Source organism: Mycobacterium sp. NPDC003449, assembly GCF_053588415.1.
This window is the reverse complement of sequence record NZ_JBSFPX010000065.1, coordinates 19,122-33,178: the sequence shown is the minus strand read 5'-3', so window position 1 is coordinate 33,178 and position 14,057 is coordinate 19,122. Positions and strand designations below refer to the sequence as shown.

15 protein-coding genes are annotated in these 14,057 nt (G+C 66.0%); 9 read left to right on the top strand and 6 right to left on the bottom strand.

Going from position 1 to position 14,057, the window contains the following annotated elements:
* Positions 1-67 precede the first annotated feature (67 nt).
* Entirely contained in the window at positions 68-1,336 is a 1,269-nt protein-coding gene (purD, locus tag ACWDTP_RS17955) for a phosphoribosylamine--glycine ligase (RefSeq protein WP_450022083.1), read from the bottom strand.
* A 63-nt stretch (positions 1,337-1,399) separates the two neighbouring features.
* Here purD and ACWDTP_RS17950 point away from each other — a divergent pair, with 63 nt between their 5' ends.
* The 5 genes from ACWDTP_RS17950 (at position 1,400) to ACWDTP_RS17930 (ending at position 5,039) form a co-directional block, all read left to right on the top strand.
* The gene (locus ACWDTP_RS17950) at positions 1,400-2,635 is read left to right on the top strand and encodes a cytochrome P450 (protein ID WP_450022081.1); all 1,236 of its coding nucleotides are present in this window, start codon (positions 1,400-1,402) and stop codon (positions 2,633-2,635) included.
* A 28-nt stretch (positions 2,636-2,663) separates the two neighbouring features.
* Positions 2,664-3,281, top strand: coding sequence for a TetR/AcrR family transcriptional regulator (locus ACWDTP_RS17945; protein ID WP_450022079.1), 618 nt, complete (start codon positions 2,664-2,666; stop codon positions 3,279-3,281).
* Between the two features lie 83 nt (positions 3,282-3,364).
* The gene (locus tag ACWDTP_RS17940; RefSeq protein ID WP_450022077.1) at positions 3,365-3,937 is read left to right on the top strand and encodes an EspA/EspE family type VII secretion system effector; all 573 of its coding nucleotides are present in this window, start codon (positions 3,365-3,367) and stop codon (positions 3,935-3,937) included.
* A 252-nt stretch (positions 3,938-4,189) separates the two neighbouring features.
* Positions 4,190-4,540, top strand: a complete 351-nt coding sequence (locus tag ACWDTP_RS17935) for a hypothetical protein (protein ID WP_450022075.1) — start codon at positions 4,190-4,192, stop codon at positions 4,538-4,540.
* Positions 4,541-4,553: 13 nt separating this feature from the next.
* Positions 4,554-5,039, top strand: a complete 486-nt coding sequence (locus tag ACWDTP_RS17930) for a hypothetical protein (RefSeq protein ID WP_450022073.1) — start codon at positions 4,554-4,556, stop codon at positions 5,037-5,039.
* Positions 5,040-5,116: 77 nt separating this feature from the next.
* On the opposite strand, the gene ACWDTP_RS17925 is transcribed toward ACWDTP_RS17930, so the two are convergent.
* The 5 genes from ACWDTP_RS17925 to ACWDTP_RS17905 are packed head-to-tail and all read right to left on the bottom strand — an operon-like array spanning position 5,117 to position 9,859.
* Positions 5,117-6,340, bottom strand: a complete 1,224-nt coding sequence (locus ACWDTP_RS17925; RefSeq protein WP_450022071.1) for a hypothetical protein — start codon at positions 6,338-6,340, stop codon at positions 5,117-5,119.
* The gene (locus ACWDTP_RS17920; protein WP_450022069.1) at positions 6,333-6,776 is read right to left on the bottom strand and encodes a carboxymuconolactone decarboxylase family protein; all 444 of its coding nucleotides are present in this window, start codon (positions 6,774-6,776) and stop codon (positions 6,333-6,335) included. The genes ACWDTP_RS17925 and ACWDTP_RS17920 overlap by 8 nt, the downstream gene beginning before the upstream one ends.
* A 5-nt stretch (positions 6,777-6,781) precedes the next feature.
* The gene (locus tag ACWDTP_RS17915; protein WP_450022067.1) at positions 6,782-7,630 is read right to left on the bottom strand and encodes an NAD(P)-dependent oxidoreductase; all 849 of its coding nucleotides are present in this window, start codon (positions 7,628-7,630) and stop codon (positions 6,782-6,784) included.
* Complete coding sequence (locus ACWDTP_RS17910) at positions 7,627-8,379, bottom strand: SDR family oxidoreductase (protein WP_450022065.1); 753 nt, start codon at positions 8,377-8,379, stop codon at positions 7,627-7,629. The genes ACWDTP_RS17915 and ACWDTP_RS17910 overlap by 4 nt, the downstream gene beginning before the upstream one ends.
* A 10-nt stretch (positions 8,380-8,389) precedes the next feature.
* Positions 8,390-9,859, bottom strand: a complete 1,470-nt coding sequence (locus ACWDTP_RS17905) for an aldehyde dehydrogenase (protein ID WP_450022063.1) — start codon at positions 9,857-9,859, stop codon at positions 8,390-8,392.
* Positions 9,860-10,047: 188 nt separating this feature from the next.
* Here ACWDTP_RS17905 and ACWDTP_RS17900 point away from each other — a divergent pair, with 188 nt between their 5' ends.
* From ACWDTP_RS17900 to ACWDTP_RS17885, 4 genes are read left to right on the top strand one after another with little or no spacing between them, the layout of a single operon-like run.
* Positions 10,048-10,659 (top strand): TetR family transcriptional regulator, encoded by a 612-nt coding sequence (locus ACWDTP_RS17900; RefSeq protein ID WP_450022061.1) that lies wholly within the window; start codon positions 10,048-10,050, stop codon positions 10,657-10,659.
* A 2-nt stretch (positions 10,660-10,661) separates the two neighbouring features.
* Positions 10,662-11,864: a cytochrome P450 gene (locus tag ACWDTP_RS17895; protein ID WP_450022090.1), complete on the top strand. Its 1,203-nt coding sequence runs from the start codon at positions 10,662-10,664 to the stop codon at positions 11,862-11,864.
* Positions 11,865-12,695, top strand: coding sequence for an SDR family oxidoreductase (locus ACWDTP_RS17890; RefSeq protein WP_450022059.1), 831 nt, complete (start codon positions 11,865-11,867; stop codon positions 12,693-12,695). It abuts the gene before it with no gap.
* A complete protein-coding gene (locus tag ACWDTP_RS17885; RefSeq protein WP_450022057.1) occupies positions 12,692-14,056 on the top strand; it encodes a cytochrome P450 in 1,365 nt (454 codons plus the stop codon). The genes ACWDTP_RS17890 and ACWDTP_RS17885 overlap by 4 nt, the downstream gene beginning before the upstream one ends.
* Position 14,057 lies beyond the last annotated feature (1 nt).

Sequence of the window (14,057 nt, the reverse complement as noted above, 5' to 3'; positions counted from 1 at the left end):
CGCGCAGGTACCCGGAACGGCGTCGTACCGGGTACCTGCGCGTCTGCTCGCCGGGAAAAGTGGGCCGCTACAAGGTGATCCGGCCCTCGGCGGCGGCCAGGCCGATATCGCTGCGGTAGTGGCTGCCGGGCAGCCGGATCGATTTCATCAACGAGTAAGCCGCATCGCGGGCGGCGGGCAGGTCGGAGCCGGTGCCGACCACCGAGAGCACCCGGCCACCACTCGACACCACGGCACCGTCCTCGCGGCGGGCGGTACCGGCGTGCAGTACACCGTCGGCCTCCGCGCCCTGGATGACATCGCCCACGCGCGGCCGGCTCGGGTAGTTCTCGGCTGCCAGCACCACCGTCACCGCATACCCGTCGCGCCACTGCAGCGGCGGGAACTGCGCCAGCTCACCGGCGGCGGCCGCGCGCAGCAGCCGGCCCAGCGGCGATTCCAGCAGCGCCAGCACCGACTGAGTTTCGGGATCGCCGAAGCGACAGTTGAATTCGACGACGGCAGGCCCGTTGCCGGTGATGGCCAGGCCGGCGTAGAGCAGGCCCGAGAACGAGCTGTCGCGCGCAACCAGCTCGGCCGCAACGGGTTTGATGATCTGATCGACGATCTGGGCGATGGCCGATTCCGGGAGCCACGGCAGCGGTGCGTAGGCCCCCATACCGCCGGTGTTGGGACCGGAGTCGCCGTCGCCGACGCGCTTGAAGTCCTGCGCGGCCAGCAACGGCACCACGGTCTCACCGTCGACCACGCAGAACAGCGACACCTCGGGACCGTCGAGGAAGGACTCCAGCAGCACCGGGTGCCCGGATTCGAGCAGGCTGGCGGCGTGCGCCCGGGCGGTGTCGCGGTCGGCCGTCACGACGACCCCTTTGCCCGCGGCCAGGCCGTCGTCCTTGACCACCCAGGCCGCCTGCCCCGAGGCCGGGCCGAAGCGGTCGAGCGCGGCATCGAGGTGGGCGGGGTTGTCGACGATCTCACTACCCGCGGTGCGCACCCCGGCAGCGGCCATGACGTCCTTGGCGAACGCTTTCGAACCCTCGATGCGGGCCGCGTCCTTGGTCGGCCCGAAACAGGCGATCCCGGCGGCCCGCACGGCATCGGCGACACCGAGCACCAGTGGCACCTCGGGCCCCACCACCACCAGGTCGCTGCCGATCCGCTGGGCCAGCTTCACCACGGCCTCGCCCGAGGTGATGTCGACGTCGTACTGGTCGGCGATGATCTCGGTCCCCGCATTGCCGGGGGCGACCGCCAGCTCCTCGACCTCCGGATCCCGGCGCAGGGCCAGGAGCAGGGCGTGTTCACGGGCACCGGATCCGATCACGAGGACGCGCACGGGGAACAAGAATAGCCGCCGACGTCAGGGCATACACTTGACACTGCAGTGTATGGTCGAACTATGACGCAGAGCACATGTCCGTTCGGAGCCGGGTACGACTTCACCGATCCCGACGTTCTGCTCCAGGGCATCCCGGTGACCGAATTCGCCCACCTGCGCCGAACCGAGCCGGTGTGGTGGAACGAGCAGGGTGAATCGATCTTCGACGACGGCGGCTACTGGGTGGTCAGCCGCCACGAGGACATCAAGGCCATCTCCCGTAACGGCGATCTGTGGTCGACCAACGCCAAGGGCGCCGTGATGCGGCTACCCGACGGGGTCACCGCCGAGCAACTCGATCTGACCAAGGCGCTGCTGATCAACCACGATGCGCCCGAGCACACCCGGTTGCGCAAGCTGGTGTCACGGCTGTTCACGCCCCGGTCGGTGGCGTCACTCGAGGAGAAGCTGGCCATCGCGGCCCGCGACATCGTGGCCGCGGCGAAGGAACGAAACTTCGGCAATTTCGTGGAAGACATCGCGATGAACCTGCCGTTGCTGGCCATCGCGGATCTGATCGGCGTTCCCGAAGCGGACCGCGAGAAACTGTTCCACTGGACCAACGCGATCATGAACACCGACGATCCGGACTTCGACAGCGATCCGACGACGGCCAACGCCGAGCTGATGGGGTACGCCTACACCATGGCCGAGCAGCGCCGTAGCTGCCCGGCCGACGATATCGTCACCCGGCTGGTGCAGGCCGACGCCGATGAGGCGGGCGGCGAGGCGATCACCGAGGTGGAGTTCGCCTTCTTCGTGATTCTGCTGGCCGTGGCAGGCAATGAGACCACCCGCAATGCGATGACGCACGGGATGAACGCATTCTTCGAAAACCCGGACCAGTGGGAGCTTTTCAAGCGTGAGCGGCCGGCCACGACGATCGACGAGATCATCCGGTGGGCCACGCCGGTGCACTGCTTCCAGCGCACCGCGCTGGCCGACACCGAGCTGGGCGGGGTCACCATCCGGCAGGGGCAGCGGGTCGGGCTGTTCTACAGTTCGGCCAACTTCGATGAAGCGGTCTTCGACAAACCCTTCGAATTCGACATCATGCGCAGCCCCAATCCGCATCTGGCCTTCGGCGGCAACGGCGCGCACTTCTGCATCGGTGCCAACCTGGCCCGGATGGAGATCAAGCTGATGTTCAACGAGATCGCCGACCAGATTCCCGACATCGCCAAACTCGGTGAACCCCAGCGGCTCCGGTCCGGCTGGATCAACGGCGTGAAGGACCTGCAGGTTTCCTACCGGTAGCCCGGCGGTCGTGCCATAGGATGCCGGGGTGCGTACCCATGGCTGGGCCGGTTCAGCACCGGCCACCGATGACGAGGCTGTGGCCCGCATCCTGGCCGCCGCGAGCAAGACGATTGACGAGCGCGGCGCGGATTTCTCCCTCGCCGACGTCGCCCGCATGCTCGGCGTGACCCGCCAGACCGTCTACCGCTACTTCCCCAGCACCGAAGCCCTGCTGGTGGCGGCCGCGGTGCACGCCGCGAGCGGGTTTCTGGACCGGTTGGCCGCCCATCTGGCCGGCGTCACCGATCCGGTGGAGGCGGTGACCGAGGGCATTTCGACCGCCCTGGAGTGGCTGCCCGAGGACAAACACATCGGCTTGCTGATCGCCCCCGGCAGGCCCAACGCGCACACCGAATCGGTGACGTCGGATGTGGCCGTGGACTTCGCCGGGGGGATGCTGCGCAAATTCGATGTGGACTGGGCGCAGGCCGGCTACAGCGACGACGCGCTCGACGAACTCGCGGAGCATCTGTTGCGGATCATCCAATCCTTCGTCATCGACCCCGGCAGGCCGCCACGCACCGGCGATGCGCTGCGCGCCTACCTGCGGCGCTGGGTCGGGCCCGCCGTCGCAGTGGGTGCGGTGACCGCCGATCGCGGATGACCCGCGATGAGCGGTTGGCGTCCGGAGGACCACGCGCCGGCAACTAAACTGGGACCCGGCTGGCCGGACAGGAGATCGAACGGATGAGTGCGCTCGACGGGTTCTACACCACGTTGTCGCAGGCGAGTGCCACGTTCGGTGAGGGAGTCCCGCAAACCGGTGAGGATTTCGACGGCAGCACGAGACTGCGCGAGGCCCAGGCCTCGGTCGAGGCTGCCGCCCCCGACGACCGCTGGCAGGGCGCGGCCGCCGACGCCTACGCCGCCAAGAACCAGCAGCACGCCGCGGTCTACGGAAAGCTCGCCGACCTCGACCAGCGGATGGCAGCCGAGGTCACCAACTCCGCGTCGGTGGTCACCGCCGGACGACGCGACCTCGACAGCCTGCGGACGTGGGTCGGCAACCTCGATTCGACGATCCCGCGGGATCAGTCCGGCGACCGCATGCGGCTGATCCTGGCCAGCAAGGGTCTCGGCCAGATCTCCGACGTGATCCAGCAGTCGACCCGCGAGATGACCGCGATCGGCGGCCGCGTGGACGATATCCGCAAGGAGTACGAGGAGATCGCGGGCGAGGAGGACGAGGAAGACGGATCCGGCGACAGCGCTCAGGCGGACAGCTCGATTCCGCCACCGAAACCCCCACCCCGAACCTGACAGCGGGCAAGGACGGCACGGCTCACAGCCGTGGTACAGCCGGGCAGATGACCAAGCTAGCCGCCCCAATGCCCCCGACAACCGCGATGGCACTCGCTCCGACCCAGGGAGGGTGGGATGATCCGCTCAAAGCGTCCACACGTAACCGGACTCGCAGTTCTATTGTTATTCACGACGATTGCGTGTTCGCCAAATGCGAGCTCGGGAGACCGGGGCGCTCGGGATCGCACCGAAAAAGCAATGGGTCCAGAGTTGATCAAGGAAGCAAGTGAGTTCGGCGGTTTGGTATTGTCGCCCAGCGCAGAAGTGCTCCAGGCACGGACGGACAGTGCTCTAGACACCCGATACCAACTCGCGATTCGAGTCGCACCCGCGGACTTGACGAAGTTCCTCGCCGAGTCTCATTTCGACCAGCCACTCGCACGGGCGTACCCCCCCTTCGATGAAGTGATCGCCGGTCCGGCCCTGACGAATTCCCCATTGGTGCTCACGGCGCAGGATCGATACCGCAATGCTGAAGGAAAGACCGTGTATCGCACTGTCATCGTTGACGAGCGCGAGCCTGACACCCGCGTCGTCCATCTCACGATGAACACCACCTGACTCGATATATCACGTGGTCCCGATCCCGTTGCATACCAGCGGAAATTCGCTGTTCCAACACGCGGTGCGCCTTGCACTCGCCATGCTGCTGCTGTGTTTTCTCCTGTCCAGTTGCGATTTGATAGGGCAAGCGATGAGGCAAGCCATGGACATCGACTACAACGACCAACGGCTCAACGACGGCCTGGAAACGCTTCTGCACGAGAACAAATCAGGCAGGCTCAGCGACTTCACCAGCTGGGACTGGGATGAAGTGCATCTGTTTCACGAGCACACCGAGCGTGACTTCATCGAGAAGACAGTCGGCGCACCGGTGCTCCAGAGCAACTACTACGAATCAATGGCCAGCCTGCTGATCTTCGAAGACAACGGCAAACCCGTGAAAGCAGCAGGCATCAGCGGCGATTACCTACGCGGCGAAAACCATCGCGTGACCTTCCCGGCCGACGTGATGGTGACGTCAAAAGGTGGAGGCTATCTGTTTCTGACCCTGCCCTGACGCCGCGAGTGTGAAACGTCTGCGAGAAAGCGGCCGGATTTTCGCAGAGATTTCACACTCGCGAGGTCAGAACCTTCTCACACCACCGTCAACGGCAGGGACTTGCGCGGTTCGAAGACGAATCCGGCCCCACCACTGACCTTGGCGACCGCGACCTCGCCGAATTCCGTGGCCGCGGTGCCGGTTTCCACCACGCGCGCGGTCCATTCCACATCGGAGCCGACGACCTCGACGGACAGGTGCGGGTCGACGGCGGCGACGACGGCCTGCAACGGGCGGGTCTCACCCGGGCCGACAAGCGACACCCAGGCCCCGTCCTCATGGGCCGCCGAGCGGTGCACCGAAACCCTATCCGGCCCGAACTCGGCGCCGACGTAGGCGGCCGGATTCAACAGCGGGTGCAGCTGCAGCACCGCAACCGCCCCTTCGACACCACCCGGCAACGCCAAGGCCCGGTGAATGCGTTCGGCGCCGAGCCCGGCCACACCGATCAACTGTTTGGTGCAGATATCGGTGGCCAGTGCGGTGTCCGCCCCGGCCCGCGCCCCCACCGCCAGAATGAACGACAGGTTCAGCAGATGCATCTGCAGACACACCTCGTCGGCGATGCGGACCAGCGCCGAATGCGAGAACGCCGAGAAGTCGAAATCCGACAGCAGCGGCCCCGAGTAGTCGGACTGTCCGTCCTGGGCGGCGTCTATCGGATCCAAATCCGTTTGGGCGGCCCGGGTCCGGCCGATCACCTCCAGTGCCGGGATGTCATCGACCTCCGGGTAGGACTCGTCGATGATGACGGTCCAGGCGCAGTGCGGCTGCCGGTCGGCCGGGGTCCGGGGCGGCCGATGGATGGGACGCACCTGGCATTTACGGTTGGTCGCCAGCGCGGTGGCATCGAACGTGGGGTCCTCGATGTCGTGGCACATGCCGCGCACATAGTCCTCACCCATCGGCTCGACATCGAGCAGGGCACCGCAGTGATCGAGGTGGAACTCGCCGTGCCAGCGGTCGTGCACGGTGTAGCGGAAGTCCATGAACTGCGGCGGTGCACCGATGTCGAGTTGCAGGCCCTTGAAGATCGTGATGACGTCGACGCCCTCGTAGTTCAGCGCCTTCTGCATCCGCCGGGTGTAGACGGGGCTGGACGCCATCCACTCCTCGATCGCGATCTGCAGCATCTCCTCGCGGCCGAACGACGAGATGCACCAAGCCATCCCGGACCGGTCGATCATCTGCCCCATCAGCAGCAGCTCCGGAACCAACGTGACCAGCTGGTCGTGGGTCAGCGAGGCGTACCTACTCATCGTCGAGCGTCTTCCCGGAATGCATCCTCACCGCGGCGTTGACATTTCCACGCTTATCCTCGCCGGACCCCTTCTCGGCGGCCTTCTTCCGGTTGCGCGCCACCTTGCTGATCGCCCCGTCAAGCTTGGAGCCCAACGGGAAGCCGAGATAGTGGGTCAGGAAGATCGCCATCTCCTTGAGCTCATCGACGGTGAGTTCCTCATTGTGCAGCGCGGCGTTGACCTGGATCTCGGCCAGGTCGGCGTTGCCGACGGCGGTGACCGCGGTCAGGGTCAGCATGCGCTTCTCGCGCATGGACAGTCCGGGCCTGGTCCAGATACTGCCGAAGAGGTGGTCGACGGTGAGATCGAAGTACGGGTCCCCTTCGATGTTGGGCATCTCCCAGCCGTAGACCTCGTTCATCTTCTCCAGGCCCTTGCGGCGCAACTCGTCCATGGTCACTACTCCTTCGTATGCGGTACGCCGAGTCCGGCGGCCAGGTCTCGCAGCGCTATCTCGGCCAGTGGCAGGTCCACTCCGGTGGCCTCACCGAGGCCGAGCGCCAACCGCAGGTCCTTCTCGGCCAGTCCTCGGGTGTGGGTGAACATGTTGTAGAGGAAATGATCGGGCTGCAGCGGCTTGGTGTCGTCGCGGACCATGATCGCGCCGGGCCCGCCGCTCTGTGCGTCGCTGTGGCGCACCACCCGGCCGAGCTTCTGCAGGTCGATACCCGCCGCTTCGGCAAGCCGCTGCGCCTCGCACGCCGCGGCGAAGCCGACGAAGGTCAACATGTTGCGGGCCAACTTCATCCGGGTGCCCGCGCCGGGTTCACCGGCGCGGACCACCATCGATGCCCACTTCTTGAACACCGGCTTCACCAAGGCGTACGCGTCGTCGTCGGCTCCGACCATCACCGCGAGCTCACCCTTGTCCGCGGCCCCGGCTCCACCGCTGACCGGAGCGTCGACAACGTGAATCCCCTTGGGGCGCAGCTGCTCAGCGAGATCGGCCGCCGTACCGGGTTCGATCGTGGAGTGGATGGCGATCACCGTGCCCGGCGCCGCGTGCGCACCGAGCTGCCCCACCACCTCGCGAACCTGCGCGTCGGTGAGCACCGTCACGCTGATCACATCGGCCACTGCGACCGCGGCGACGTCATCGGCGATGCTCGCACCCAGCTCGGCCAGCGGCGTCATCGCCTCGGTGCGAACATCGAACACCGTGAGCCCGCCCGGCCAGTCCACCAGGCGTTTTGCCATCGGTGCACCCTGGTTGCCCAGCCCGATATAGCCCAGACGTAGCTCGCTCATGACCGGATTATCTGTCCGCCGTCGACATTGAAGATCTGCCCGGTGATCCACTTGGCCTGGTCACTGAGCAGGAACAGACACATACCCACCAGATCCTCCGGTTGCCCCATGCGCGACAACGGGATTCCCTTGACGATATCGTCCACCATCTCCTTGGGCGTGGTGGTCCGGTTGGCCTCGGTGTCGATCGGCCCGGGCGCGATCGCGTTGATCCGGATGTTCTGCCCGCCCAGCTCCCTGGACAGCTGTTGGGTGAGCCCGTTGATGCCGACCTTGGCCAGGCCGTAGTAGTTGGCGTACAACCACGCCGCGGTCGACGACTGGTTGACGATCGCCCCGCCGCCGCGCTTGGCCATCTTGCGGTACACCGCACGGGTGCACACCAGCGCGCCGTCGAGATTCACACTCATGAACTTCTTGTAGTAGTCCCAGTCGACGGTGAGCAGGAAGTCGAGCTTCATCCCACCGAAGATCGCGGCGTTGTTGACCAGGTAGTCGATGCCGCCGAACTCCGAAAGGGTCTGCGCCGCCATATCGCGCGCCGAGTCGATATCGGAGACATCAACTCCGACCGCGAGCGCCGACCCACCCTCGCCCTTGATACCGTCGGCGACCTTCGCCGCACCCTCGGTATTGATGTCGGCCACCACCACCGCGGCACCTTCCCGCGCCAGCGCCTCGGCGTAGGCCTGCCCGATGCCGCCGCCCGCCCCGGTGACGATGGCTACCTTCTCGTCAAACTGTCCCATCAAAATCTCCTTAGCTGGCCAGAGTGGCAATGCATTTGATCTCGGTGTACTCCTCGAAGCCGGCCACACCCATCTCGCGGCCGATTCCGGACTGCTTGTAGCCGCCGAAGGGGGCATCGGCCGAATACCAGACGCCGCCGTTGACGTTGACGGTGCCGACCCGCATACGCGATGCGACAGCTTGCGCCCGGGCGTCGTCACCGGAGAACACCGTGCCGGACAACCCGTACGGAGAGTCGTTGGCGATGCGCACGGCGTCGTCGTCACCGTCGTGGGCGATCACGGTCAGCACCGGGCCGAAGATCTCCTCGCGCGCCACCCGCGCCGAATTGTCCAACCCGGCGATCACGGTCGGCTCGATATAGAAACCGGTGTCCAGATCCGCGGGACGCCCACCGCCGCAGGCGAACCGGCCCCCTTCGGCGAGCGCCAGCTCCAGGTAGGACTGCACCCGGTCACGCTGGCGCGCCGAGATCAACGGCCCGCACACCGTGCGCTTGCTGTTCGGATCGCCCGGTTTGATGCCCGACAGCGTCGCGGCCGCGGCCGCCACCGCGTCGTCATAGCTAGCCCTTGGGACCACCAGCCGGGTGGTGATCGCACAGCCCTGTCCGGCGTGCATCGCGACCGTGAACGCCGCCATCGAGCAGGCTCCGGCCAGGTCGGCGTCGTCGAGTACAAGGAACGCCGATTTGCCGCCGAGTTCCAGGAACACCTTCTTGACGGTCAGCGCGGCGTCGGTCATCACCGCGCGACCGGTCGCCGTCGACCCGGTGAATGAAACCATGTCCACTCGTGGGTCTTTCGACAGCAACGCGCCGACTGCGTGATCGCTGGAGGTGACGACGTTGACGACGCCGGCCGGGAAATCGGTATGCTCGGCGATGATCTGGCTGATGGCCGCGGCCGCCCACGGGGTGTCCGGGGCCGGCTTGAGGATCAACGTGTTTCCGGCGGCGAGCGCCGGCCCGACCTTGGCCAGGTTGATCTGATGTGGGAAGTTCCACGGGGTGATGGCGCCGACGACCCCGACCGGTTCGCGGGCCACCACGCGGTTGGTCGGCATGCCTTGCGGGGTGGCATGTCCCAGGTCGGTGCGCCACTGGTAATTCTCGGCGGTATCCGCGGAGAATGCCAGATCCGCGATCGGACCTTCCAATTGGGCACCCGAGGTGAGCATGCGGGGCGCGCCGACCTCCGAGATGGTCAGTTCCCGTAAGTCTTCGACGTTCTCCCGCAGTGCATCACGCAATTGACGAAGGCAACGCACCCGCAGGGCGGTGTTCGTCGACCAGTCGGTGTCGTCGAACGCCCGCCGCGCCGCCTCGATGGCGTCACCCATATCCGCCGCGTCCGCGTCGGCCGCAACGCCGAGGACCTCCTCGGTCGCGGGGTTGACGGTTTCGAACACTCCCCCGCCACCGGCGACCAGCTTGCCGTCGATGAGCAGTTGACTCTGGCGATCGGCCAGTACCGGCATCGGTGGACTCCACTTCACATTTCTGGACAACTGTCCGGCTGTCTCGTTTCGAACGATAGCGCTCGACGCTGTTGAGCCGCAAGACCCGATGGCCGCGACGGCCGACAGCGGACTTCAATGTCACGCATATCGTGGGTGTTTATCGTTCACACTTGCCCCGCGTCGACATCTTCGGATAACTTGGACATGTGTCCAGCGATGCAGTGGCCGCAGTCACAGAATCCGCCTCGGGACCTCCCTCGGAGGCCCCGCGCAACCGTCGGCAGGAGGAGACCTTCCGCAAGGTCCTCACCGCAGGCGTCGAGATGCTGCGCGAATCGTCGTATGCCGATCTCACGGTGCGCGCCGTCGCGGCCCGGGCCAAGGTGGCGCCGGCCACCGCCTACACCTACTTCTCGTCGAAAAACCATCTGATCGCCGAGGTGTACCTCGACCTGGTGCGCCAGGTGCCCTACTTCACCGATGTCAACGATTCGATGGCCACCCGGGTCGACTCGGCGGTGCGCGCCCTGACCCTCGTGGTGGCCGACGAACCCGAGGTCGCGGCGGCCTGCACCGTCGCCCTGCTCGGCGGGGGCAGCGATCCGGCGGTGCGCACGGTCCGCGACCGGATCGGTGCCGAGATCCACAAGCGCATCCGTTCGGCGGTCGGGCCGGACGCCGACCCCCGAGTGGTATCGGCCCTGGAGATGACGTTTTTCGGCGCCCTGGTCAACGCCGGCAGCGGCGCCTTCACCTACCACCAGATCGCCGACCGGCTCACGTATGTGGTCGGCCTCATCCTCGGAGAAGACCAGTGAAACTGCGCACGGCCCCGGTCGACCTCATCCTCGACCCGTACGACTACGACTTCCACGAGGACCCGTACCCGTACTACAAACGCCTGCGTGACGAGGCACCGCTGTACCGCAACGAGGAGCGCGGATTCTGGGCGTTGTCGCGGCACCAGGACGTGGTCGAGGGCTTCCGGAACAGCACCGCGCTGTCGAACAAACACGGCGTCGCCCTCGACCCGGTGTCCCGCAATGACGAGGCGCACCGGGTGATGTCCTTTCTGGCACTGGACGATCCGGCCCATCTACGGCTGCGCACTCTGGTGTCCAAGGGCTTCACCCCGCGGCGCATCCGTGAGCTGGAGGGCCGGGTCACCGAGATCGCGGTGCAGCACCTCGAAACCGCCCTGGAGCACGAGACATTCGACTACGTCGACGAATTCGCGGGCAAGCTGCCGATGGACGTCATCTCCGAGCTCATGGGGGTACCCGAGCCGGACCGGGTCCGGATCCGGGCCCTTGCCGACGGGGTCATGCACCGGGAGGACGGGGTCGCCGACGTCCCTGACTCGGCGATCGCGGCGTCCGGTGAGCTGCTCGTCTACTACGCCGACATGGTCAAGCAGCGCCGCAGGCACACGTCCGACGACCTGACCTCGGCGCTGGTGGAGGCCGAGGTCCAGGGCGACAAGCTCACCGACGACGAGATCATGGCGTTCCTGTTCCTGATGGTGGTCGCCGGGAACGAGACCACCACGAAACTGCTTGCCAACGCCGCATTCTGGGGGTTCAAACATCCCGATCAGCTGGCACCGGTGTTCGACGACAACGAGCTGATCTCACCGTGGGTGGAGGAGACACTGCGCTACGACACGTCCAGCCAGATCCTGGCCAGGGCGGTCGTCGAAGACATGACGTTCTACGACACCACGGTTCGGTCAGGCGATGTGCTCGTGTTGCTGGCGGGTTCGGCCAATCGCGATGAACGTGCCTTCGCCGATCCCGACGAGTACCGCATCGGCCGCGATATCGGGTCGAAGCTCGTGAGTTTCGGTAGCGGTGCCCATTTCTGTCTCGGTGCGCATCTGGCCAGGATGGAAGCCCGGGTGGCGCTTACCGAGTTGTTCAAGCGAATCCGCGGGTACGAGGTGGACGAGGCCAACGCCGTCCGCGTCCATTCCAGTTCCGTCCGCGGATTCGCTCACCTTCCAATCACAGTGGAGAAACGCTAGATGCCCCGTTTTGAACCACATCCCGACCGCAGGCCCGCGATCGTGGCGGGCGCCTCGTCCGGGATCGGAGCGGCCACGGCGACCGAGCTGGCCGCGCACGGCTTCCCGGTGGCACTCGGCGCCCGCCGGGTCGACAAGTGCCAGGCCATCGTCGACGAGATCAAAGCCGGTGGCGGCGAGGCGGTCGCGCTCCCCCTGGACGTCACCGACACCGACTCGGTGAAGTCGTTCGTCCACGCTGCCACCGAGGCCCTCGGCGATATCGAAGTGCTGGTCGCCGGCGCCGGGGACACCAACTTCGGCAGGCTGCACGAGACGAGCACCACCGAATTCGAGGAGCAGCTGCAGGTTCACCTGATCGGCGCCAACCGGATCGCGACCGCGGTCCTGCCGGGAATGGTGGACCGGCAACGCGGCGACGTGATCTTCGTCGGCTCCGACGTCTCGCTGCGGCAACGCCCGCATATGGGCGCCTACGGCGCCGCCAAGGCTGGGCTGGTGGCCATGGTGAACAACCTGCAGATGGAGCTGGAGGGCACCGGTGTGCGTGCCTCGATCGTGCATCCAGGGCCCACCAAAACCTCGATGGGCTGGAGCCTGTCGGCCGAGAAGATCGGCCCCGCCCTTGAGGACTGGGCCAAGTGGGGGCAGGCCCGCCACGACTATTTCCTGCGGGCCGCCGACCTGGCCCGGGCGATCACGTTCGTCGCCGAGACCCCACGTGGTGGGTTCATCGCCAATCTGGAGATCCAACCGGAGGCGCCGCTGGCCACGGTCAAGGACCGCCAGAAACTCGCACTCGGTGAAGAAGGGATGCCAGAAACCTCATGACCACCCTCAAAGAGGTACAACGCGTCTCAGGTGGCGCCGAGGAACACGGCCACCTTGAGGAATTCCGCACCGACCCGATCGGCCTGATGCAGCGGGTGCGCGAGGAGTGCGGCGACGTCGGCTGGTTCCAGCTGGTCGACAAGCACGTGATCCTGCTGTCCGGCTCCGAGGCGAACGAGTTCTTCTTCCGCTCCGCCGACGAGGATCTCGATCAGGCCGAGGCCTACCCGTTCATGACGCCGATCTTCGGCCAGGGCGTGGTATTCGACGCCAGCCCCGAGCGGCGCAAGGAGATGCTGCACAACTCGGCGCTGCGCGGCGACCACATGAAGGCCCACGCCGCCACCATCGAGGGCGAGGTCAACAAGATCATCGCCGACTGGGGTGACGAAGGCGAGATCGAACTGCTGGACTTCTTCGCCGAGCTCACCATCTACACCTCGACGGCCTGTCTGATCGGGCTGAAGTTCCGCGAGCAGCTCGATGCCCGGTTCGCGCGCTACTACCACGAGCTGGAGCGCGGCACCGATCCGCTGTGCTACGTCGACCCGTACCTGCCGATCGAGAGCTTCCGGCGCCGCGATGAGGCGCGGGTGAAACTCGTTGCACTGGTACAGGAGATCATCGACCAGCGGCTGGACAACCCGCCGGAGGACAAGTCCGACCGCGATATGCTCGACGTGCTGGTGTCGATCAAGGACGAGCAGGGCGGGCTCCGGTTCTCCGCCGACGAGATCACCGGCATGTTCATCTCGCTGATGTTCGCCGGGCACCACACCAGCTCGGGCACCTCATCGTGGACGCTCATCGAGCTGATCCGCCACCAGGAGGTCTACGCCGAGGTCCAGCACGAACTGAACGACCTCTACGCCGACGGTCAGGAGGTGAGTTTCCATGCGCTGCGCCAGATCCCGAAACTGGACAATGTGGTCAAGGAGACCCTGCGGCTGCATCCTCCGCTGATCATTCTGATGCGGGTGGCCAAGGGCGAATTCGAGGTGGCGGGCTTCCCGATCCACGACGGCGACTTCGTCGCGGCATCGCCGGCGATCTCCAACCGGATTCCCGAGGATTTCCCCGACCCCGACGCGTTCCACCCGGACCGCTACGACAAACCCGAGCAGGCCGACGTCGCCAACCGCTGGACCTGGATTCCGTTCGGCGCCGGGCGGCACCGGTGTGTCGGCGCCGCGTTCGCGCAGATGCAGATCAAGGCGATCTTCTCGGTTCTGCTGCGCGAGTATGAATTCGAGATGGCGCAGCCGGCCGACTCGTACCGCAACGACCATTCCAAGATGGTCGTCCAGCTGGAACGCCCCGCCAAGGTGCGCTACCGGAAGCGAACCTCGGCGAGGAGGTGAT